We start from the raw sequence: 24,130 nt of genomic DNA on the forward strand, positions 1-24,130 counted from the left end.
TGTGCGAATGAGCTGGTTCGACAAGTTATTTGGAGAAGATAATGACTCAACAGAAGATTATCTCAATAAAAGAAGCCAACGACGTCAAAAAGCTACACAACAAGAAGAGCAAGATTCATTACTTCCCCAGAACAATGATGTTTATGAAAGACCTAAAGGTAAATTCAGATTTCCTATGCGTGTTTTAGAAGAAGCAAGTCAATCAGAAGAACAATCTACTTCTAATAATCAGTCATCTCATGAAAACAGAAAACACTATGAGCCCTCTTCAGAGGCACCTCATACACATCATAAACCAAGAAGACGCAGACATGCATATGATACAACGAAATCTAATGATGTTAAGAAACAAGACAGAAGTGAACATCCAACCCAACACCAATCTGCACCTACTGATGCTGTGAGTGAGCATAAGCCCCATAGAGGGACTAGAATGAGAATTCAAACAGACGTGTTGAGAGCTAATGCCGAGACTAAAAGTAGTCATAAAACGCCAAGCTATCAGCATAGTGATTTTAAAGCGAGTGAAGTACCGTCAGCAATTTTTGGCACTCAAAAACCACGTCCTTTAGACAATGGCGTAATTCGAACTTCAGATCAATCAGAAGAAGATAAACAACCTACATCTAAACCTGATGATTCGAACATTCAAACACAAAGTAATGCAACAGAAAAGGTACACGATAATGATGCCTATATTAATACACCAGAAGCGCATCAAAGTACACAAGTTGATGAAGAGCAACCAATTACCTCACAAAGCAGTCCGAACACTGTAGAAAGTACTTGGGATAACGATTCATCTCAAACTTCAACAGAAGACGAATCTAAGGAATCTACTAAACAAACTTCGTCTATTGCTCGAGATAATAAAATTAGTATTGAAAATATCTATGCCTCTCAAATCGTAGAAGAAATTCGACGCGAAAGAGAACGCAAGGTATTACAAAAGCGTCAATTTAAAAAAGCGTTACAACAAAAGAGAAATGCACAACAAGAAAATAACGAGAATGATATTCAAAAAGCAATTGATGAAATGTATGCAAAGCAAGCGCAAAATCACATTGGTGAAAGTTCACTCGATGAAGAAGGTAATATGATAGCTGATGCATATGACAGTATAGACACAATAGAAAGTGAACACACTCAAACTAATACACAAGATTTCAATAATGATAATAATGAAGATGCTCAAGTAGGGGCAACGTCACCATTTAATTATGAAGAAATTGATTTAGATCAAGTAAGTGATGTACATACTATAAATGATGAATATGTGGATGTAAGCACTGAACAAATAAACAACAAAGACGATGATGAAATCGCTGAATACGATAGTCCTAACGATGATGTTGACAAGTCAATTAATAAACAAGCTAATACTATATTTGAAGAAAACAATGTACCGCAACAATCACTATCGGAAGATGAACTAAACAGTGAACAAGCAAGCGATTTTAATCATTATCAAGCATCAGAAACGCCATTTACAGATGCACAATATAGAGAATTAACACAATCACATAGTGAATTAACGAATCAAGAAGAAGATAATCATTCAGAAACAGAGGATGATTTAGAAACATCTGTGCATACATCAGAAGGTGTAAATAATTCTAGCAGTGAAGATGATTTAACTTCAGACAGTGAAGATAAAGATAGTAACAACATTCACGAATCATTAGAGGAAACAGTAACTACGCAATTAAATGATGTTTCAAGTGAACAACATTCATCTGAAATGAGTGAAAATCCAGAAAATGAAGCGTCTGCTGTACAAGATACACAAGACTTAAATAGCAAACAGTCAGATGAAAGTCGTACTAACCAAACAAATCGTATTCAACAGCCAACTAGAAAAGGAAGTAAACCATTTAATGTGGTAATGACTCCATCAGATAAAAAGCGTATGATGGATGCTAAAAAGCAAAGCAAACTTGACCACATTCATGCTAGTAAAGCGCATGATGTATCACAAAATGAAAGACATACAACGAAGCAACAAGATATGCACAAAACATCAGAACAACAACCTCAGAAATCTAATATAGAAAATGATCAACATGTGTCTAGTTATGTCGAAAATCATACTGAGCCTATTACTGAAACAAATAATAAAGCACTAGTATCAGATAGCGATATGAATGAAGCAGAGGTAATAGAATCAGATTACAAAGCACCAGAAATGAATGAAACACAACAGGCACCAGATGAAGCAGACGTATTGGCGGCAAGTCATAATGACAAAGAGAACGAATCACAAACTGATGCCCGAATTTCTGACTCGTCCCATATTCATGCAGAGACAACGATTCAAGTTGAAAATATTAATCAGCCACAGGACACGGGTGGTCTGCAGAGTCAGTCTGAAGTTGCTAAAAAAGAAGTAACACATCAGCAAGATGCCAAACAAAATCCAGATCAACAAAATTTAGAGACATCACCATCAGATATAGATACCAAGCAAGTAGGCGAGGGTGTTACAAATAACGATAGTGATAAGCCAACTATTAGAAGAGGACCAAATATTAAATTGCCGAGCGCAAGCTTATTAGACGAGCCTGAAGAACATGAAATTGATAATTCATGGATAGAAGAGAAAAAACAAGAACTAAACGAAGCCTTTTATTATTTTAATGTACCAGCTGAGGTACAAAACGTCACAGAAGGACCAAGTGTAACACGCTTTGAACTTTCTGTTGAGAAAGGTGTTAAAGTGTCTAGGATCACTGCACTACAAGATGATATTAAAATGGCATTAGCAGCGAAGGACATTCGTATAGAAGCACCAATACCGGGTACGAGTTTAGTAGGGATTGAAGTGCCAAATGTCACGTCAACCAAAGTTAATTTACGTTCAATCATTGAAGCCCCTAGCTTTAAAAATTCAGAATCTAAATTGAATGTTGCGATGGGCTTTGGCATTAATAATGAACCTTTACTGATGGATATAGCTAAAACACCACATGCTTTAATTGCAGGCGCAACAGGTTCAGGCAAATCAGTATGCATTAACAGCATATTAATGTCATTATTATATAAAAATCACCCTGAAGAGTTGAGATTATTACTTATTGATCCTAAGATGGTTGAACTCGCACCATACAATGATTTACCACATCTTGTAGCACCAGTAATTACAGATGTTAAGGCGGCGACGCAAAGTCTTAAGTGGGCTGTTGAAGAAATGGAACGTCGTTATAAAGTTTTTGCTAAATATCATGTGAGAAATATTACAGCTTATAATAAGAAGGCAACATACGATGATAGAATGCCAAAAATTGTTATAGTAATAGATGAACTTGCTGATTTAATGATGATGGCACCACAAGAAGTTGAGCAATCTATCGCACGTATAGCTCAAAAAGCACGTGCTTGTGGTATACACATGTTAGTCGCAACGCAAAGACCATCAGTCAATGTTATTACAGGTTTAATTAAAGCAAATATTCCAACGAGAATAGCATTTATGGTATCATCTAGCGTGGATTCAAGAACCATTTTAGATAGTGGTGGAGCAGAACGCTTATTAGGTTATGGAGATATGTTGTACTTAGGTAGTGGCATGAACAAACCGATTCGTGTACAAGGTACATTTGTATCCGATGATGAAATTGATGATGTCGTTGATTTTATTAAGCAACAACGAGATCCAGATTATCTATTTGAAGAAAAAGAATTATTGAAGAAAACTGAAACTCAGTCTCAAGATGACTTATTCGATGATGTATGTCGTTTTATGTTACAAGAGGGGCATATTTCAACTTCATTAGTACAAAGACATTTCCAAATAGGTTATAATCGAGCGGCAAGAATTGTAGATCAATTGGAGCAACTTGGCTATGTTTCCGGGGCGAATGGTTCTAAACCTAGAGATGTGTATATTACAGAATCAGATTTAGATGGTAATTAATTTAGAGAAAAACAAAAATTAATATAGAGATTAAGGAGTGTTACGATGACACATTATCATTTTGTCGGCATTAAAGGAGCCGGTATGAGTTCATTAGCACAAATCATGCATGATCTTGGAAATGATGTTCAAGGTTCAGATATAAAAAATTACGTATTTACAGAGGTAGCTTTAAAAAATAATGGTATCGAAATATTACCATTTGATGCAAATAACATTAAGGAAGATATGGTTATCGTTCAAGGTAACGCATTTCCAGATACACATGAAGAAGTAGTAAGAGCACACGAATTAAAATTAGAAGTAATTCGTTATCATGATTTCTTAGGACATGTGATAAACCAATACACATCTGTTGCGGTTACAGGTGCTCATGGCAAGACTTCTACAACAGGATTATTATCTCATGTAATGAACGGCGATAAAAAAACATCATTCTTAATTGGTGATGGTACAGGATTAGGTATTCCAGAAAGTGATTACTTTGCTTTTGAAGCGTGTGAATATCGCAGACATTTTTTAAGTTATCATCCTGATTATGCAATTATGACAAATATTGATTTCGATCATCCAGATTACTTTAAAGATGTAAATGATGTTTTTGATGCATTCCAAGAGATGGCACATAATGTTAAAAAAGCAATTATTGCTTGGGGTGGCGATACACATCTACGTAATATAAAATCAGATGTACCAGTATATTATTATGGATTCTCAAAAGATGATAATGTGTATGCTGACAATATTCAAATTAATGAAAAAGGCACACATTTTGATGTATATATTGAAAATAAATACTATGATACATTCCTTTCACCGCAATTTGGTGATCATAATATTTTAAATGCGCTTTCTGTTATCACAATTAGTTATCTAGAAGAACTTAATATTGAAAATATTAAAGAAGCTTTAGAAACATTTGGTGGTGTGAAACGTCGTTTTAACGAAACAAAAATTGGTAAACAAATATTAGTTGATGATTATGCACACCATCCTAGAGAGATAAGTGCTACAATTGAAACAGCACGTAAGAAATACCCAACGAAAGATGTAGTCGCAGTATTCCAACCACATACTTTTAGTAGAACTAAAGCGTTCTTAGATGAATTCGCTGAATGTTTAAATGTAGCAGATCAAACATTCTTATGTGAAATATTTGGTTCAATAAGAGAAAATAGTGGTAATCTAACAATTCAAGACCTTGTTCAAAAAATTGATGGTGCAAAACTTATTGATGAAGCATCTGTGAATAATTTAGAACAATATAATGATGCAGTTATATTATTTATGGGCGCTGGAGATATTCAAAAAATTCAACGTGCATATATGGAAAATATTGGTGTCACTACCTCATTCTAATATGTTTATGTTAAAATGAGATGGGTATTTATATTAAATAACAACATATGTTTATTAGGAGGCGTTTTAAATGGAATGGATTTTACCTATAGCTGGAATTATAGCTGCGATTGCATTTCTAGTATTAGTCATTGGTATCGTAGTAGTTTTACTTTCAGTTAAGAAAAATTTAGATCACGTTGCTAAAACTCTTGATGGGGTTGAGGGACAAATACAAGGTATCACGCGTGAATCTACTGACTTACTTCATAAAGCTAATCGCTTAACTGAAGATATTCAAGATAAATCAGATCGTTTGAACTCTGTTATTGATGCTGTTAAAGGTATTGGTGATTCAGTACAAACTTTAAATGGATCTGTTGATAGAGTTACAAACTCAATTACGCACAATATTTCTCAAAATGAAGATAAAATCTCTCAAGTTGTTCAATGGTCAAACGTAGCAATGGAAGTTGCTGATAAATGGCAAAACAGAAGAAATCGTAGAGATAGTGCAAACTACAAAGCGAGCAGCGTAGCTAGTGATGCAAATGCAAATGAGTCAAATCATTCAACACATAGCTATACTACACGTGTAGATAACAAATAAATCATATACTTAAACAAACAAATGCACTTAAATGAGGTTTTGAAACTTATTTAAGTGCATTTGTTATAGGAGGCCTTCAATTATGAAATATTACAACCGTGATGATTATGAAAGAAATCTAGAAAGTTATGAAGTTCCTGAGTATTTTACAAAAGGGGCAAGAAATGAGTTTGTCTATGGATTTATTGTAGGGGCAGTAATAGGTTCAGCTATAGGGTTAGTATCATTAAGTAAAACAAAAGCAAATGATAAAGCTGCTCCAAAATCAGACGAAGCTTCACAATTCAAGTCGCACATTATTGAACAATCAGAAATTGAAAAAGCTAATGCTGATCGTCAAGTTAGCCATATTAAGTCAACAGTAGCAAGTGCTCAAGATAATGAAGTTTCTACATCAGCATTGACTGCTCAAAAAAATGCTATTCAACAAGAAACTTCAGATAATAATTTAGCGGATATGTCACCAAATGCGCAAGCAGCACAAGAGCAACAAGGTGTAGATAATGTAGAATCTAAAGATACAGATCCTACACATATTGATGCAGAAGCACAACCAACCAAAGATGAAGTTGACGCGCAACAAGCAGCGATTAAAGAAGAAGTAGCGGATAATGAGGCGGCAACTACAGCTGTTACAAGTAATACAGATCCTACACATATTGATGCAGAAGCACAACCAACCAAAGATGAGGTCGAGGCACAACAAACAGCGATTAAAGAGGAAGTAACAGATAAAGATAATGATTCTACAGGTAAAGGTACTAAGATTGCAGCAGCTACAGGTGGTACGATTGCAGCGACTGGTATCGCAAAAGCAGCAAGTGATAAAAAGCAAGCACTCAACGAAAATGAAGAAGTTGCTAAAAATACAAAAAACCTTCAACAAGAAGAATCAAGTAATAACTCAAAAGAACAAGCACCTCATTTAGTTACTAAAGATTCAAAAGAAAGTGAAGGAACAACATCAAAACAATCATCAAAGAAAACGGCTATAGCAAGTAGTGTTACAGCTACTGGATTAGCTTTAGCTGCAAAAAATAAAAATAAAGCAATAAATGAAAATCAAAATGTTGCTGATAATACAGCCAACTTATTGAAGCCTGAAGCAGTACAATCCAATAATAATAAAGTAGTTCCTCACTTAGTGACGCGTAAAGTTGATCATGCTGTGGAATCTACAAATAAAGTAGATAATTCTGCAGATAAATCAAAAAACCAAACGTTTAAATCTAAACCAGAACCGGCTGAACAGCGCGTAAAACAAACTCATGAGAGTGTAACGTTTAATGATGGAATTATTGCGCATGACCAGGCTGGAAATGGCTTGAAAAAGCAATCAACTCAAGACAGTAAACCTAAACAAGGTAAAAGTGCACAAACTTATACTAAAAATAGAGCGCAATCTAAAAAAGTTGAAAAAGCCAAGAGTAAAATCGATAAAAGAACATTTAATGACTAGTAATGGCTGAAATTAATAATTTAGCATATTTATGATAACGACTTAATAGTTTCAATATTAAAAAGAACCGTTCAATAGTTTTGTTCGGTTCTTTTTTATTTAAAACCGCACGTGACAAGGGCTTAATATATAGAGTGAAATGTCAGAATAGTGTAAAATATAGGTGGTAAGTTACAGAAAATTCAGTTATCATTGAAATTATTCACTTAAAAAAGTGTTTTTTTAAAATCGTGACTTGAACTTATATAGAGTTCTTGTTAGAATTACGTTTAACAAATGTTTTATCGCTTTAAAGCAGAATAAAATATCGAATTTAAATTTTTCATAGAGGTGACTATAAATGACAGACAAATTACAAGAATACAGAGACGAAATTGTAGAAATTAATGATGAGATTTTAAAACTTTTATCTAGAAGAGGAAAGTTAGCACAAAAAATCGGTGAGGAAAAACGTAAAAAAGGTACGCTTGTATATGACCCTCAACGAGAAAAAGAAATGATCAACGTATTATTAGATAAAAATGAAGGACCTTTCAATGACAATACAATCAAACAATTATTTAAAGAAATTTTTAAAGCCTCTACAGATTTACAAAAATCTGAAAATGAAAAACACTTATATGTTTCTAGAAAATTAAAACCAGAAGATACAATTGTTCAATTTGATAATGGTGGCATTATTGGAGATGGTAACAAATCATTTGTATTTGGTCCATGTTCAGTTGAATCTCAAGAGCAAGTTGATGCTGTAGCAGCTAATTTACAAGCTAGAGGTGAAAAATTTATTAGAGGTGGCGCATTCAAACCGCGTACATCACCATATGATTTCCAAGGCTTAGGTGTAGAAGGATTGAAAATCCTTAAAAATACTAAAGATAAATACGGTTTAAATGTAGTAAGTGAAATTGTAAATCCAGCTGATTTTGAAGTGGCTGACGATTATTTAGATGTATTCCAAATTGGCGCACGTAACATGCAAAACTTTGAATTATTAAAAGAAGCAGGACGTTCAAATAAACCAGTATTATTAAAACGTGGTTTATCAGCAACAATTGAAGAATTTATTTATGCAGCTGAATACATTGCATCTCAAGGTAATAACAACATTATTTTATGTGAACGTGGTATTCGTACATACGAAAATGCTACAAGAAACACATTAGATATCTCTGCTGTTCCTATCTTAAAACAAGGTACGCATTTACCAGTTATGGTTGATGTTACACATAGTACTGGTCGTAAAGATATTATGTTACCAACAGCTAAAGCTGGATTAGCAGTTGGCGCTGATGGTATTATGGCAGAGGTTCACCCTGATCCATCAGTAGCATTAAGTGATAGTGGTCAACAAATGGACTTCAATGAATTTGAAAAATTCTACAACGAAATTAAACCACTTGCGGATATGTACAATAATAAACAATTAAAATAGTATTAAAGCTAAGATAAACATAAATGCCCTGATGCGCGTACTAGGATATAGTATATGCATCGGGGCATTTTTATATGTAAAAATGCACAGTGCAATCGTCTATTAAACTATCTATGTATATTAACAAAGATAAGTTCGATAATAAATTTTGCGTTATATATGAAAAAATAATATTATAAATAATAACTAGATTCAATTATATTTAATGACATAATTATGACATTGTAAACAAATTGTTTTACAAATTCAAAAAATATGGTAAAATTTGAAAAGTTATGAAAACAGAGTATAATAATAAATAAACCGCTTACAAGGAGGAAATTATGACTGTTACAATATATGATGTTGCAAGAGAAGCCCGCGTTTCTATGGCAACGGTCTCACGAGTAGTTAATGGTAACCAAAATGTTAAACCTGAAACACGTGATAAAGTGAATGAAGTGATTCAAAAATTAAATTATCGTCCAAATGCAGTGGCACGAGGATTAGCGAGTAAACGTACTACAACAGTTGGAGTTGTTATTCCAGACATTTCTAATGTTTACTATTCTCAACTTGCTCGAGGATTAGAAGATATAGCTACAATGTATAAATACCATTCAATTATTTCTAATTCTGATAACGATCCAGTTAAAGAAAAAGAAATTTTTAATAATTTATTAAGTAAACAAGTAGATGGCATTATTTTCTTAGGTGGTACAATTTCTGAAGAGATTAAAGACCTAATCAGTAAATCTTCAGTGCCTGTAGTAGTTTCTGGAACTAACGGTAAGGATGCGGATATAGCCTCAGTTAATATCGATTTCAAATCAGCTGCTAAAGAAATTACAAATCACTTAATTGAAAGTGGCGCTAAAGAATTTGCCTTTGTAGGTGGAGATTATTCTAAAAAAGCACAAGAAGATGTGTTAGCTGGTCTTAAAGAAGTATTATCACAACATCAACTTACATTAAATGATGAAAATATATTTAATGGTAATGAAACGTATAAAGATGGTGTGCGTGCCTTTGAAACATTAAAAGCATCAAAACCAGATGCAATTCTTTCAATCAGTGATGAACAGGCTATTGGATTAGTCCACTCCGCGCAAGATGTTGGGGTAAGCATTCCTGATTCATTACAAATTGTAAGCTTTAATAATACGAGATTAGTTGAAATGGTAAGACCACAATTATCTAGTGTGATTCAGCCACTTTATGACATTGGGGCGGTAGGCATGAGATTGTTAACAAAATATATGAATGAAGAAGAAATTGAAGAGCCGAATGTAATACTACCACATAGAATTGAATATAGAGGTACAACTAAATAGTGGTCAGTTGAAAAATAGGCTAATAATTAATAAAAAAGCAACCTTATGTTAATAATAAGGTTGCTTTCAATATATGGATAAAGCTTCCTATGGTGTTGACTTTTTTCGTTTGTTTTCGTAGGTGTTATCGTATGCTATGTTTTTGGGTAGTGCTGTTCCTCAAGGAGTAGTCTTAACCGCGACTACAAAGAATAAAATGGAATAAGCATTTTAAAAGACTTTAAAAGATTATAGATAGGAGTCGGAATTTAGATATAATCAAAAAAACAAACCAAACACTAAATTATAGCAATTGGTTTGTCTATCTTTGAACCTTATGATATTGTCATAAGGTTTCTTTTTTATAAAAATTATGATTCGAAGGAAGGATGACCATTGGTCATAGCCCTTTTGGCGTAGCTATGATTTAAACCAACTACATACTTGGTGTGCATGTTTCAGATTTGTTGCTGATATTTCTTCTGTTCGAGGTATATGTTGGAAATCTTGCATATCATCGCTCCACGAGATAGGGAGCTTGTAAGGTGCATATTGTTGCCATTTATGTAGCCATCTCTTTGGTAAATCACCTGATGGTTGCGGCGCATTGATTAGCGCTAAAAAGACATGACTCCATGCGCGAGGCACGACTTTCCAAATATTGTATCCACCACCACCAAACATAAGTACTTTACTATCTGTGTATGTATCAGCTAATGACTTAATGATATATGGAATTTGATATAGCGCATCTAATGTACAACTCATATGAGTGAGGGGATCTAAATAATGAATATCTACACCATGCACACTAACGATAATATCAGGTTTAAATGAAGCAACGACCGGCTCAACAGTTTCTTTAAACACTTCTAGAAATGAAACATCTTCTGTATATGGCTCTAAGGGAACATTCACTGTATAACCAAATCCTTTTTCAGCACCACGTTCGGTATAATGACCAGAACCAGGGAACAGGAATTTGCCAGTTTCGTGTATAGAATAAATTAAAGATTGATCATTTGTATAGAAACTCCACTGTGTACCATCGCCATGATGCGCATCAGTATCTATACATAATACACGTTGATTGTAATTTTTGATAAGATAAGCAATAGTAATGGCTACATCATTGTAAATACAAAACCCATTTGCACGGCCAGGCAAGCTATGGTGTAAGCCGCCACCTAAATGACAACCATTCGTAACTGTACCGTCCATGATACAGTCAGCTAAATTTAATGCACCACCAACAATTCGTGCGCTGTGCTTATGCATCATGCGAAATTGTAATGTGTCATCGCCATCTAAACCATATTTTTTGGCTTCACTATCGTTTAAAATGCCATGTGATGCATGTCGAATAGCTTGAATGTAATCATAAGAATGTATTAAAGCTAATTCTTTGTCATTAGCAATCCTAGGTTGAATGATATGGTTTGGTTTTAAGTAACCCAAATCAGTGAGTAACTCAGTTGTTAATTTTAATCTCATTTGATTAAAAGGATGACTATTACTAAATCGATATTGTAATAGTTCATTTGAATATACATAGCCCGTTTTCTGTTGCGTATGATTCATATAAGACTCCCCTTTAAAAGAAAAAGCGATTCATGTATCGAATGTTGTCAAATGCTTGTAATTGTTCAATTGAAATACGCGATCCAATTCGTGCCATCAAACAATTGGCTGGATGACTTGTAATTTCTGGATCGTCAGTTGCAAAAATTTCTAGCCCCCCATATCCCATCAATTTCTGCATTAATTTCTTATATTCATAGACGTCAAGCTTTGAATTTTTCAAGTCCCAATGCCAATAATATTCAGTGGTTAAGACGATATAATCTTCATATTCATCAGCACTTAAACTTATTTTAATGAGCTCACTGCCTAATTTTAAACGACGGTAAGGTAAACTAATTTCTATTGCACCTAATTCAATCAGATATGCTAAATTTCCTGTAGACCAACGTTCTAATGGATCGGGATAATGGTAGGTGACATAGCCGACGATATGCTGTTCATGGTGTAACACAAATATTCTTCCTTCGTCTAATTCACTAATTTCTTTTACTGCTTCAAACTGATCGATGGGAGGGCGAAAAGCATTTAGGCCCTCGTCAAAAGTCATTGAGTCAAGTTTCGTGCGTGAAATAGGCCCTTCTATAACAAAGGTACCTTCATCCAAGTGATAAGTTTGAGATTGATACGTTTTTATATGTTCCATTTTTTCACTCCAAACTACCGCATATGAATACAGCGAACAATATTAATTAACTATATTATAAGTGAATTAAAGCTAAAATAACATTAAATGTATTTGTTTACACGGTATTATTTTGAAAATTCCGAAAATGTTCGTTATAATAAATTTTAAGTAAACGATTTCATTAAGAGGGGGATTTAAAATGAAAGTAGAAGTATATCAAGGGGAAAACGGAAATTTTAACCTTCAAGACTATGACAAAACATATGGCAACTTTGATTGGAAGGAAGTTGAAAAGGTGTTTTCATGGTATGACACTGGAAAAGTGAATATGGCGCATGAATGTATTGATCGTCATGTTGAAGAAGGTAAAAGTGATAAGATTGCTTTACATTATAAAGATGAAAAACGTAAAGAAAGCTATACTTTCAGTGAAATGAAATCTAATTCAAACAAAGCTGCCAATGTTTTAAAAGAACAAGCAAATGTTGAAAAAGGAGACCGTGTTTTTATCTTTATGCCAAGAACGCCTGAGCTATATTTTGCTCTATTTGGTATATTGAAAATTGGCGCGATTGTAGGTCCTTTATTTGAAGCATTTATGGAAAAGGCAGTTGCAGATCGATTAGAAAATAGCGATGCAAAGGTCATAATAACGACTAATGATTTATTACCACGTATACCTAAAGATCAATTACCCAATTTAGAAACTATCGTTGTCGTGGACGACAATGTTGAAAATGAATATATTGATTTTAATAAGGAATTTGCAAAAGCAAGTGATGATTTTGAAACGGAATGGTTAACTTTAGATGACGGACTGATATTACATTATACTTCTGGTTCAACTGGCCAACCTAAAGGTGTTTTACACGCACAAAAAGCCATGTTATTACATTATATTTCTGGTAAGTTTGTATTAGACTTTAACGATGATGATGTATATTGGTGTACGGCTGACCCTGGATGGGTTACAGGTACATCATATGGCATTTTTAGCCCATGGTTAAATGGTGTAACAAATTGTATTGCAGGTGGAAGATTTTCACCTGAAGGATGGTATGGCATGATTGAAGAGTTCAAAGTTACTATTTGGTATACTGCACCAACTGCATTAAGAATGCTAATGAGTGCAGGAGATGATATTGTTGGAAAGTATGATTTATCATCACTTAAAACGATTTTATCAGTAGGAGAGCCATTGAATCCTGAAGTTATAAAATGGTCTAAAGATGTGTATGGCAAACGGGTGCTAGATACCTGGTGGATGACGGAAACGGGTGGTCATATGATTGTGAATTATCCAACGATGGATGTGAAATTAGGATCTATGGGCAAACCTTTACCTGGTGTTGAAGCAGCAATTGTAGATGATCAAGGGAACGAACTACCAGCAAATAGAATGGGGAATCTTGCTATTAAAAAAGGATGGCCATCTATGATGGTGTCTATTTGGAAGAACCCTGAAAAATATGATTCATATTTTATTGGAGATTGGTATGTTTCAGGAGACTCTGCATATAAAGATGAGGAAGGTTATTATTGGTTCCAAGGTCGTGTAGATGATGTAATTATGACAGCAGGAGAACGTGTAGGGCCATTTGAAGTAGAATCTAAACTGGTAGAACATGAGTCAGTAGCAGAAGCAGGAGTGATTGGTAAACCTGACCCGATCAGAGGTGAAATTATTAAAGCATTTGTTGCTTTACGTCCAGGATATGAACCAAGTGATGTGTTAAAAGAAGAAATTCGTAAATTTGTTAAAGAAGGCTTAGCCGCACATGCTGCACCTAGAGAAATAGATTTTAAAGATAAATTACCCAAAACACGTTCAGGTAAGATTATGCGCCGCGTACTTAAAGCTTGGGAACTCGACTTACCGGCAGGAGATTTAAGTACGATGGAAGACTAAAATATAATATAGCGATATTAAAGGCGAATGATAGATAAACTATAGTCGTATTTAATTATTTTAAGAAAACCTCTTTTGTATATAGTACAAAAGAGGTTTTTGTGTAAAATGTTAAGTAAAAATACTAAATAGTATAATGTTTACAATTTTATATATCATTTATATGGAAGCGCTATCTTTAATTATCGACAATATATCTGAATTTGGTTAGTATAATGATATAAGGACTTATCATTTTAGTTACAAATACGAAGGATATTTAAATTAAGAAGGGGCGAGTGAATTTGGCACATTTATCTGATCTAGATATTGCGAATCAATCAACACTAAAACCAATTGGAGAAATTGCTGAAAAGGCAGGTATTCCGTCAAATGCATTAGAACCATATGGGCACTATAAAGCTAAGATTGATATTAATCAAGTTCAACAGCATAATGGCAAGGGAAACGTAGTACTGGTGACAGCTATGAGCCCAACGCCGGCTGGTGAAGGAAAATCAACTGTTACTGTAGGGTTAGCTGATGCATTTAATCAACTTAAGAAAAACGTTATGGTAGCATTACGGGAACCTGCTTTAGGACCAACATTTGGCATAAAAGGTGGGGCAACAGGTGGAGGATATGCACAAGTATTACCAATGGAAGATATCAACCTGCACTTTAACGGTGATTTTCATGCAATTACGACTGCAAATAATGCACTTTCAGCATTTATAGATAATCATATACACCAAGGAAATGAATTAGGTATTGATCAACGCCGAATAGAGTGGAAACGTGTATTAGATATGAATGATCGTGCTTTACGTAATGTGATTGTTGGTTTAGGCGGCCCTACGCAAGGTGTACCACGAGAAGATGGTTTCAATATTACAGTTGCTTCTGAAATAATGGCTATTTTATGTTTAGCAAATGATATCAAAGATTTAAAGGAGAAAATAAGCCATATTACTATTGGTTATACACGTGAACGTCAGCCAGTTACAGTTGCCGATTTAAAAGTTGAAGGTGCATTGGCTATGATTCTTAAAGATGCGATTAAACCTAATCTTGTGCAAACAATTGAAGGCACGCCTGCACTTGTACATGGTGGCCCATTTGCGAATATTGCACATGGCTGTAATTCTATTATAGCGACTGAAACTGCTAGAGATTTGGCAGACATCGTGGTAACAGAAGCAGGTTTTGGTTCAGATTTAGGTGCTGAAAAATTCATTAATATTAAAGCGCGAGAGGCCGGCTTTGCACCTTCAGCCGTCGTGGTAGTGGCAACAATTCGTGCTATTAAAATGCATGGTGGTGTAGAGAAAGATAATCTTAAAGAAGAAAATGTGTTAGCACTTGAAAAAGGAATTGTTAATTTAGAGCGTCATGTTAAAAATGTTAGGAAATATGGATTGGAGCCGGTTGTTGCTTTAAATGCATTTATCCATGATACAGATGAAGAAACGAAATTTGTACAAGCATGGGCCAAAGACAATGGTATACGTTTAGCCTTAACTGAGGTTTGGGAAAAAGGTGGCAATGGCGGTATTGATTTAGCTAATGAAGTTTTAGAAGCAATTGTTGAACCTCAAAATTTCAAACATTTATATGAACTTAATCAACCACTTGAAACGAAAATAGAAACAATTGTACGAGAAATATATGTTGGCGCTAAAGTTACCTTTAGTAGTAAGGCACAAAAACAATTACAACAGTTTAAAGATAATGGTTGGGACAATTATCCTATTTGTATGGCTAAAACACAATATTCATTTTCTGATGATGCTACACAATTAGGGGCGCCAGAAGGATTTGAAATTACGATTCGTGAATTAGAGGCTAAAACAGGTGCTGGATTTATAGTTGCATTAACAGGTGCAATTATGACGATGCCAGGTCTACCAAAGAAACCAGCAGCATTAAATATGGATGTTACAGATGATGGACATGCAGTAGGTTTATTTTAAAGTTGAAACCATTATGATAAAAGGACGCATGGTAATGAATACATGCGTCCTTTTATCTTGTTATTAAATGTTGTTGCACATTATATTTTTCAGCATGTTTAAAATCGGCATGCGTGATTTTCTCTTCGACTAACATGCGTTTAAGTACATAATGTTGACGATTTAAACTAATCTTTATCTCTTGATCAGGTTTCAATGAACCATCCTCTGTATAAGGTGTATAGTAGTATGGACTTTGAAGTAAACCGATAAGGTAAGCAGATTCAGCAATATTCAAGTTTGTTGCTGATTTTCCAAACAAACTATATGAAGCTGAAGCAATACCTGTTATATCAGACCCATGGTGATCTCGTCCAAAGGGAACGATGTTTAAATACGTATAAATAATTTCATCTTTGGTTAACACGTGTTCGGCACGCATAGAAAGTACAAGTTCATTTGCTTTTCGGTCATAAGTTCTTTCATTAGTCAGCAGTTGATTTTTTACGAGTTGCTGTGTAATGGTACTACCACCGGTGGGGGCTTCAGTATTAAAGATATCTTGCCCAACGGCACGCACTATGGCTTTCGGTAAGATGCCATTATGGTAAAAAAATAAGCTGTCTTCAGAAGCGGTAAGTGCTTTGATGACATGTGGACTAACTTGGTTAGGTCCGACAATAAGCGTATTGGCTGAGTGATTATACTCTGTTAATATATTATTTTTAGTATTGTCAATATCTTCGTCGCCAACAATATGTAACAATTTCAATCTCAAATCATTATCTGACATATGAATCGTTGTATCAGTTAAATGTTGAAAATAAAATACTGAGATCGCCATAAGTATGAGAAAGGTACATGTAACAATTGTAAACAAGCCTAAGAATATATGTTTTATTTTTTTATAAATCACTTCATATCTCTGAAATGGTCGTATCTCGTTGCTCTCTTGAACACTTTTATCATATGTTTGGTGCGCCATATGCAGCCTCCTTGTGTATGCAATATTATAACATAATTTATGATGTTGACTTTTAAAATAGAGTTACTTATAATTAATATCAATTCGATATCGTTTTTGGATAAAGGAAAAGTAGTATATATAGAAAATCTTCAGAGAGTTAGTGGTAGCTGTGAACTAACATTTTCTTCTATACGAATACACCTTTGACTATCTAACAATCCAAACGTTTAAGTTAATGAACGTATCATTAATAAAGTTGTTTGACTTAAGTATGGTGGTACCGTGCGCATGCGCCCTTACATTAATTTGTAAGGGCGTTTTTTATGTTTTTTGGTATTCGTTCCATCGTAAACGTTATGAATGTTGTTAAAGGTTACTAATTCTTACACAAAGAGATATCTTAAGTAAAATAGGAGGTTGATAAAATGACAAACGCATTATTAGAAGACTTACAATGGAGAGGCTTGATTTATCAACAGACAGATGAATCAGGAATTGAAGAATTATTAAATAAAGAACAGGTTACATTGTATTGCGGTGCGGATCCAACAGCTGATAGTTTACACATAGGTCATTTATTACCATTTTTAACATTACGACGTTTCCAAGAGAATGGTCATAGACCACTTGTGTTAGTTGGTGGCGGTACAGGTATGATTGGTGATCCTTCTGGTAAATCTGAAGAACGTACATTACAAACTGAAGAACAAGTTGAATTAAATGTGAAAGGTATCAATGAGCAAATGCATAAAATTTTCGAATTTGATACTGATAAAGGTGCTAAACTTGTAAACAATAGAGATTGGCTTAGTCAAATATCGTTGATAGACTTTTTAAGGGATTATGGTAAACACGTAGGTGTAAATTACATGTTGGGTAAAGATTCTATTCAGACACGTTTAGAACATGGTATCTCATACACTGAATTTACTTATACCATTTTACAAGCTATAGACTTTGGGCATTTAAATAGAACATATAACTGTAAAATTCAAGTAGGTGGTTCTGACCAATGGGGTAACATTACAAGCGGTATAGAATTAATGCGTAGAATGTATGGTCAAACAGAAGCGTACGGCCTTACGATTCCGCTTGTTGTAAAATCAGATGGTAAGAAATTTGGTAAGACTGAAGGTGGCGCTGTTTGGTTAGATGCTGACAAAACAAGCCCATATGAATTCTACCAATTTTGGATTAATACTACTGATGAAGATGTTATCAAATTCTTGAAATACTTTACTTTCTTAAGCAAAGCAGAAATTGAAACTTTAGAACAATCATTAAATGAAGCGCCACATTTACGTGAAGCACAAAAAGCTTTAGCTGAAAATGTGACACGTTTTATTCATGGTCAAGATGCTTTAGATGATGCGATGCGTATTTCAAAAGCGTTGTTTGCTGGTGATTTACAAGCACTTTCTGCTAAAGAATTGAAAGAAGGCTTTAAAGACGTACCTCAAGTTGAATTAAGTAATGATACTACCAATATTGTAGAAGCTATTGTTGAAACTGGTATTTCACCATCTAAACGTCAAGCGCGTGAAGATGTGAATAATGGAGCGATTTACGTGAATGGTGTAAGACAACAAGATGTAAACTTTGAGTTGTCGGCAGACGATAAAATTGAAAATGAATTTACAATTATTCGTCGAGGCAAAAAGAAATACTTTATGATTAACTATAAATAAAATGATGATTTGCAGTTAATGCATTAATTCTTTCAAACTGTCAACAAAGTCGAGGATTTTGTTGACAGTTTTTTGTTGCACATGTTTAGGGACGTGGTCTTAAACAGATATTTTTGTGAAAGCGTCTGCTCAAATCATCTAAAAACAACCGTTATTATTCTGAATTTTAATTTAATAAATAAAAAATAAACCAAACACTTTTCAGTGTTTGGTTTATCTGCATTACATTAAGCTATTTTACCCATGGTTTATTGATTTAGAATCGTTAATTAAAAGGGTTTGTACTTTCAGAACTATCTTCACTATCTTCGCTGCTTGATTGTGTTGAAGCAGATTTTTGTTCTTTAAGATCGACTTTAACAGTCTGTACTTTACCTTTTCTTTCTAAAGTGAGTTTGACTGTGTCGCCTGGTTTTTTCTGTTGATATAGGTACGTACGTAAATCTGTATCTTCTTTTACTTTATTGTCATCGATAGCGGTAATAATGTCGCCTTCTTTGAGCCCATTATTCTCGTCAACTTTGGCAATATAAACACCTTCTTTACGTTTGGTATCAAGTTGCGCTTTATATTCATCTGGAATTTCACTTAAATTGAGTAAACCAATTCCAATTGAAGGACGTTCAACTTTACCATGCTTTACAAGTTCTTTTATCGTAACTTTTACTTCGTTACTAGGTATTGCAAAGCCAATCCCTTCAACTTGTTCATTAGCAATTTTCATAGAATTAATCCCTACAAGATTCCCATTAATATCAACCAATGCGCCACCAGAGTTACCTGGATTAATAGCAGCATCCGTTTGTAATACATTTACTTTATTTGCGCCAGCTGTAGTCTGTGTATCAATCGTACGTTCACTTGCAGATATGATACCAGAAGTGACTGAATTCGCAAATTCTAAACCGAGTGGATTACCCATTGCAAAAACACTATCGCCTGTTTTAACTTTAGAGGAATTCGCAAATTCAATTGCTTTTGTACCTTTTGTATCATCTATTTTTAAAACTGCCATGTCAGTCAATGCATCTTTACCAATGAGTTTGGCCTCAACCTGTTTAGAATTATGTAATTGTACTTTAATTTCACTTGCACCATCAATAACATGGTTATTCGTTACAATGTATGCAGAACCATTAGTTTTTTGATAAATTACTCCTGAACCTACGCCTGCTTCTTGTGATTGAGATGATTTACCTTTTAATAAAGCATCTAAATTTTGCGCTTTTTGCATGTTTATTACGCCTACGATAGCAGGTGATACATCGTTAATCATTTGGTTAACAGAATCATATTTTTCACTTTTCCCGTCAAGTGTGTTACCAGCATTCGTACTATTAGATGTTTCTTTTACAGAAGAACCATCATCATCTAATACGGTATGCTCCATGAATTTCCCAACCCCTAACACGATGAGGGCCCCAATAATTCCAGCAATTAATGCGACGACCATTGTTTTAAACCATGGAAATTTGGGTTTGTTTGTCGAACGCTGCTCACCTTGAAAGGGCTGTTGTGCTTGTTCATAATGTTGATTTCCGTTTGAGTGATTATCATTATTAGACATAGTAAACCTCCAATTCATTCTCTAAATCCTATTATGATAGGATTTGAATACTTTTTCTAGTATATCACCATACGACTTTAGACTGAAATATTAATTTTCTTGTCCATAAGTTAACTAAATGATAAAATCAATAGGGTATTAAAAGGAAAATGAAGTAGGTGGAGAAATGTATAAACTGATTAGTGGCTTGTTGAAGCTCATTATAGTCAAACTAAGTAATTCTTTAGAAGTACAGGGTAAAGAAAACATACCGCAGTTACATAGATATGTAGTTACTTGTACGCATGAGAGTTATAATGAAGTAATCATGCTCGGAACGGCTATATATCCTAACCAAATCCATTATATGGCTAAAAAAGAATTATTTAATAATAAATGGTTTGGTAGATTTTTAACGTCATTAAATGCTTTTCCTGTAGACAGAGATAACCCGGGTCCAAGTACTTTAAAAAGACCAATTAAATTATTGAAAGAAAATAAAACGGTAGGTATTTTCCCTACAGGTCAACGTAAAAAATATGATGAGGGTGCACCTTTAAAAAGAGGAGCAGTAACCATTGCTATGATGGCCCAAGCGCCGATATTACCAGCTGCATATGTAGGGCCAAATGAAATTAAAGGACTTATTACTGGTAAAGCTATTATAAAATTTGGTGAACCCATTGAGACAAAACATTTACCAAAAGATATGAAACGAAATGAAAAATTAGAATATTTAACCAAAGAATTGGAAAATAGAACTAAGCAATTGCAACAAGAATTGAATGCATACGTAAATATTAAGTAACAACGCAGACTAAATTCAAAATCGGTGACTTCTAAATTAGAATACGATTGTTGAATAAGTTATGTTATTATATAACTGTACAATGACAGCTAGTATAGCGTTTACAAACACCACGTGGACAACTTGTGCATGTGGTGTTTGTTTGTGTGAATACGAGCTAGGAAATGGGGAATGAATATGTTTAGTTTCTTGCAAAGGTTAGGTAGGTCACTCATGCTACCTGTTGCAGTACTACCAGCAGCTGCTATTATTGCTGGAATAGGGAATGCTTTAACGGCGATTGGTATTTTACCGACAGTCGCTACTTTCTTCACGACAGCAGGGACAACAATACTTGATCAATTGGGTATTTTATTTGCAATTGGGGTTGCACTTGGAATGGCCAAGAAAAATGACGGAGCAGTTGCATTAGCTGCAACAGTAGGTTTCTTTTTAACGACAGTCGTGTTAAGTCCAGAGAAATTAGCACCACTATTAGGTGTAAAGCAGTCACATGTTGATGCTGCTTTCGAACAAATGAATAATTCTAATGTGTTAATAGGATTATTTGTAGGTTTAATTGCTGCTTATACTTATAACAAGTTTAGTCAAACAGAGTTACCAGCAGCATTATCATTTTTTAGTGGTAAACGTTTAGTACCAATATTAACGGCGTTCTTTAGTATTATTCTAGCTGTGATTATGCTATTTGTGTGGCCGCTTATCTATGCAGCCATTGTAACGTTTGGTACATGGATTATAGACTTAGGACCGTTTGGTGCTTTTCTATATGGTTTCTTTAATAGATTATTAATACCAACAGGATTACATCACGCTTTAAATGCAGTATTTTGGTTTGATTTAGCAGGTATTAATGATATTGCTAAATTCCAAACAGGTGATGGTGCAGTCAAAGGTGAAACAGGCCGTTATATGGCTGGCTTTTTCCCAGTAATGATGTTTGGTGTGCCTGCCGCAGCTTTAGCAATGTATCATACTGCTGAAACAAAACAGAAAAAACGCGTATACGGCTTAATGTTAGCAGGTGCAATCTCAGCCTTTTTCGTTGGTGTAACTGAGCCAATTGAATTTGCATTCATGTTTGTTGCACCTATACTTTTCGTCATACATGCATTTTTAACAGGGTTATCATTATTTATCGCAGCATTATTCCACTGGACAGCAGGGTTTGCCTTTAGTGCAGGGCTCATTGACTTTGTACTTTCACTGATTAACCCAGTTGCCAACTATCCATATATGCTGTTAGTACAAGGGCTTGTATTCTTTGTAATTTATTATGTAGTATTTAGAATGGCAATTAAGTTTCTAAAATTAAATACACCAGGACGTGGCGATAATTTATTACCAGATCCGACTTCAGAAGAAGCTTCTACAGGAGAAACAGCTAGTTCAGAAGATGGATTAACACAAACTACAAATAAATATTCAAAATCAGCTACCCAAATTTTAGAGGGATTGGGCGGTAAAGATAATATTATGTCGCTTACAAATTGTGCGACACGTTTACGTATGGAGTTACACGATAACAGTATTGTGGATGAAACTAAGATAAAAAGTGCTGGAGCTGTAGGGGTGACGCACAGCGGTAAGCATAATACTCAAGTTATCATTGGTACGCAAGTACAACAAGTAGCAGATGAAATAGAGAATCAAATGGAATCTGTGAAATAAAAAGCGCATTACAAGCAAATTGAATGATTAGCATAAGATATGTCTTTCGAGAAAAGCACGGATAAGCGTGCAATTGTTGAAAGGCATATTTTTAATTGTTTTATGTATAGTTATTATTTATATTATTTTGAAAAAAGAATAAAATACATTTGCGCTTTTCACATGTAAATAGTACGATATACTAGTATCAGAATTTTCTGATTAAAGGAGAGTAGGTAGGATGAAGTCGGTATTATTTGATGTAGATGGTGTATTTTTAAGTGAAGAAAGGTGTTTCGATGTTTCTGCATTAACTGTTTATGAAATATTAATGAGTAAATCGTACATCGGATTAGATGCTTCCATACAATTTGATGGTTTAAGTGACCAACAAATAACTGAAATAAGAGATATTGTATTTTATCATGATGAAATACTAACTAAGTTAAAATCACTTGGTTTAAATTCAAATTGGGATATGCTATTTGTAGTTCTCGCTATTCATTTTATAGAACTATGCAAAGCATTACCGAAAGATAAATTAGTAAAAGTATTACAATCTGAGAACTTTAACCAAGAGACATTACAATTTGTTGGTGAAAATGTAACAGATGTAGAACTTAATTTTTCTGCACCGCTATCATTTTTGGATGGCGTAAGTTCAGGCAAGGATAACATCTACCAAACATTAGTAGAATTTGCAGGTGAAAGCCTAAATACAGATCAAACAGCAATCTTTGAGTTAAAGAGTTCTTTTTGGACATTTGCTCAAGAAATTTATCAAGAATGGTATCTTGGTTATAAACTATTTAATAAAGTAGAGGATAAACCAAACCGTTCTGAATTTAAAAAAGGTTACATATATGAAGAAGTAGTTTTAAGACCCGTAGAAGAAATTAAACAATTACTAGAAGACTTAAAGGCGGCTGGTTATCATATTGCCATTGCAACTGGTAGACCAAGAACTGAAACCTTAGTACCATTTGATACAATCGGTATTAAAGACCTTTTTGATGACCAACATATTGTTACTGCAAGCGAAGTACTTATTGCTGAAGATCGTTATCCAAACTTAAAACCATTAGGGAAACCGAATCCTTTTAGTTATTTAGCTACTTTAGAAGGTAATAATCTGGAAAATTATGAAAAGTATGCAACCAATCAAGAAAATCGTGTGGAAAAAAATGATGTTTTTGTTGTAGGCGATTCATTAGCAGATTTATTAAGTGCTAAAAAAATTGGAGCAACGTTTATTGGGCCATTAACAGGATTGAAAGGAACCGATGCACGTGAAGAATTAGAAAGTTATGGCGCGGAATACATCGTAGATCACGTCGGCGAGATAAGAACAATTCTTTTATAAAGCATTCATACGCAT

General features: G+C 34.2%; 16 protein-coding genes. 12 read left to right on the plus strand and 4 right to left on the minus strand.

Annotation, left to right across the window (positions count from 1 at the left end; all coding sequences use genetic code 11):
* The first annotated feature begins 7 nt into the window (after positions 1-7).
* The 6 genes from QMO72_RS05840 to ccpA all read left to right on the plus strand — a co-directional run bounded on the left by QMO72_RS05840 (position 8) and on the right by ccpA (position 10,065).
* Positions 8-3,913 carry a DNA translocase FtsK gene (locus tag QMO72_RS05840; RefSeq protein WP_103267699.1) on the plus strand — a complete coding sequence of 1,302 codons (3,906 nt, stop codon included), beginning with the start codon at positions 8-10 and terminating at the stop codon, positions 3,911-3,913.
* Positions 3,914-3,958: 45 nt separating this feature from the next.
* Entirely contained in the window at positions 3,959-5,272 is a 1,314-nt protein-coding gene (gene murC, locus QMO72_RS05845; protein WP_103267700.1) for a UDP-N-acetylmuramate--L-alanine ligase, read from the plus strand.
* A 70-nt stretch (positions 5,273-5,342) separates the two neighbouring features.
* Positions 5,343-5,861, plus strand: a complete 519-nt coding sequence (locus QMO72_RS05850) for a DUF948 domain-containing protein (protein WP_046836727.1) — start codon at positions 5,343-5,345, stop codon at positions 5,859-5,861.
* An 82-nt stretch (positions 5,862-5,943) separates the two neighbouring features.
* Positions 5,944-7,320: a hypothetical protein gene (locus QMO72_RS05855; protein ID WP_103267701.1), complete on the plus strand. Its 1,377-nt coding sequence runs from the start codon at positions 5,944-5,946 to the stop codon at positions 7,318-7,320.
* 340 nt (positions 7,321-7,660) lie between these two features.
* Positions 7,661-8,752 carry a bifunctional 3-deoxy-7-phosphoheptulonate synthase/chorismate mutase gene (locus tag QMO72_RS05860; RefSeq protein WP_046836725.1) on the plus strand — a complete coding sequence of 364 codons (1,092 nt, stop codon included), beginning with the start codon at positions 7,661-7,663 and terminating at the stop codon, positions 8,750-8,752.
* Positions 8,753-9,075: 323 nt separating this feature from the next.
* Positions 9,076-10,065, plus strand: coding sequence for a catabolite control protein A (gene ccpA, locus QMO72_RS05865; RefSeq protein WP_103267702.1), 990 nt, complete (start codon positions 9,076-9,078; stop codon positions 10,063-10,065).
* A gap of 399 nt (positions 10,066-10,464) precedes the next feature.
* Here the strand turns inward: ccpA and QMO72_RS05870 are convergent, their stop codons facing one another.
* Positions 10,465-11,625: an acetoin utilization protein AcuC gene (locus tag QMO72_RS05870; protein WP_103267703.1), complete on the minus strand. Its 1,161-nt coding sequence runs from the start codon at positions 11,623-11,625 to the stop codon at positions 10,465-10,467.
* Between the two features lie 13 nt (positions 11,626-11,638).
* The gene (locus tag QMO72_RS05875; protein WP_103267704.1) at positions 11,639-12,271 is read right to left on the minus strand and encodes an N-acetyltransferase; all 633 of its coding nucleotides are present in this window, start codon (positions 12,269-12,271) and stop codon (positions 11,639-11,641) included.
* Positions 12,272-12,452: 181 nt separating this feature from the next.
* On the opposite strand from QMO72_RS05875, the gene acsA reads away from it, so the two are divergent.
* Both acsA and QMO72_RS05885 read left to right on the plus strand, forming a co-directional pair.
* Positions 12,453-14,162: an acetate--CoA ligase gene (gene acsA / locus QMO72_RS05880; protein ID WP_103267705.1), complete on the plus strand. Its 1,710-nt coding sequence runs from the start codon at positions 12,453-12,455 to the stop codon at positions 14,160-14,162.
* Between the two features lie 284 nt (positions 14,163-14,446).
* Positions 14,447-16,114: a formate--tetrahydrofolate ligase gene (locus tag QMO72_RS05885; protein WP_103267706.1), complete on the plus strand. Its 1,668-nt coding sequence runs from the start codon at positions 14,447-14,449 to the stop codon at positions 16,112-16,114.
* Between the two features lie 52 nt (positions 16,115-16,166).
* On the opposite strand, the gene QMO72_RS05890 is transcribed toward QMO72_RS05885, so the two are convergent.
* Positions 16,167-17,078, minus strand: coding sequence for a biosynthetic peptidoglycan transglycosylase (locus QMO72_RS05890; RefSeq protein ID WP_103267707.1), 912 nt, complete (start codon positions 17,076-17,078; stop codon positions 16,167-16,169).
* A 407-nt stretch (positions 17,079-17,485) separates the two neighbouring features.
* Between QMO72_RS05890 and tyrS the strand changes: the two genes are divergently transcribed.
* A complete protein-coding gene (gene tyrS, locus QMO72_RS05895; RefSeq protein WP_103267708.1) occupies positions 17,486-18,748 on the plus strand; it encodes a tyrosine--tRNA ligase in 1,263 nt (420 codons plus the stop codon).
* A gap of 265 nt (positions 18,749-19,013) precedes the next feature.
* Here tyrS and QMO72_RS05900 read toward each other — a convergent pair whose 3' ends face one another.
* Positions 19,014-20,315, minus strand: coding sequence for a S1C family serine protease (locus QMO72_RS05900; protein WP_103267709.1), 1,302 nt, complete (start codon positions 20,313-20,315; stop codon positions 19,014-19,016).
* A gap of 166 nt (positions 20,316-20,481) precedes the next feature.
* Between QMO72_RS05900 and QMO72_RS05905 the strand changes: the two genes are divergently transcribed.
* From QMO72_RS05905 to QMO72_RS05915, 3 genes are all read left to right on the plus strand, one after another.
* Positions 20,482-21,102, plus strand: coding sequence for a lysophospholipid acyltransferase family protein (locus tag QMO72_RS05905; RefSeq protein WP_069823818.1), 621 nt, complete (start codon positions 20,482-20,484; stop codon positions 21,100-21,102).
* Positions 21,103-21,279: 177 nt separating this feature from the next.
* Complete coding sequence (nagE, locus tag QMO72_RS05910) at positions 21,280-22,773, plus strand: N-acetylglucosamine-specific PTS transporter subunit IIBC (protein WP_103267710.1); 1,494 nt, start codon at positions 21,280-21,282, stop codon at positions 22,771-22,773.
* 220 nt (positions 22,774-22,993) lie between these two features.
* Complete coding sequence (locus tag QMO72_RS05915; RefSeq protein WP_103267711.1) at positions 22,994-24,115, plus strand: HAD family hydrolase; 1,122 nt, start codon at positions 22,994-22,996, stop codon at positions 24,113-24,115.
* Positions 24,116-24,130 lie beyond the last annotated feature (15 nt).

This window comes from Staphylococcus casei (genome assembly GCF_030294405.1).
Classification (GTDB): domain Bacteria; phylum Bacillota; class Bacilli; order Staphylococcales; family Staphylococcaceae; genus Staphylococcus; species Staphylococcus succinus.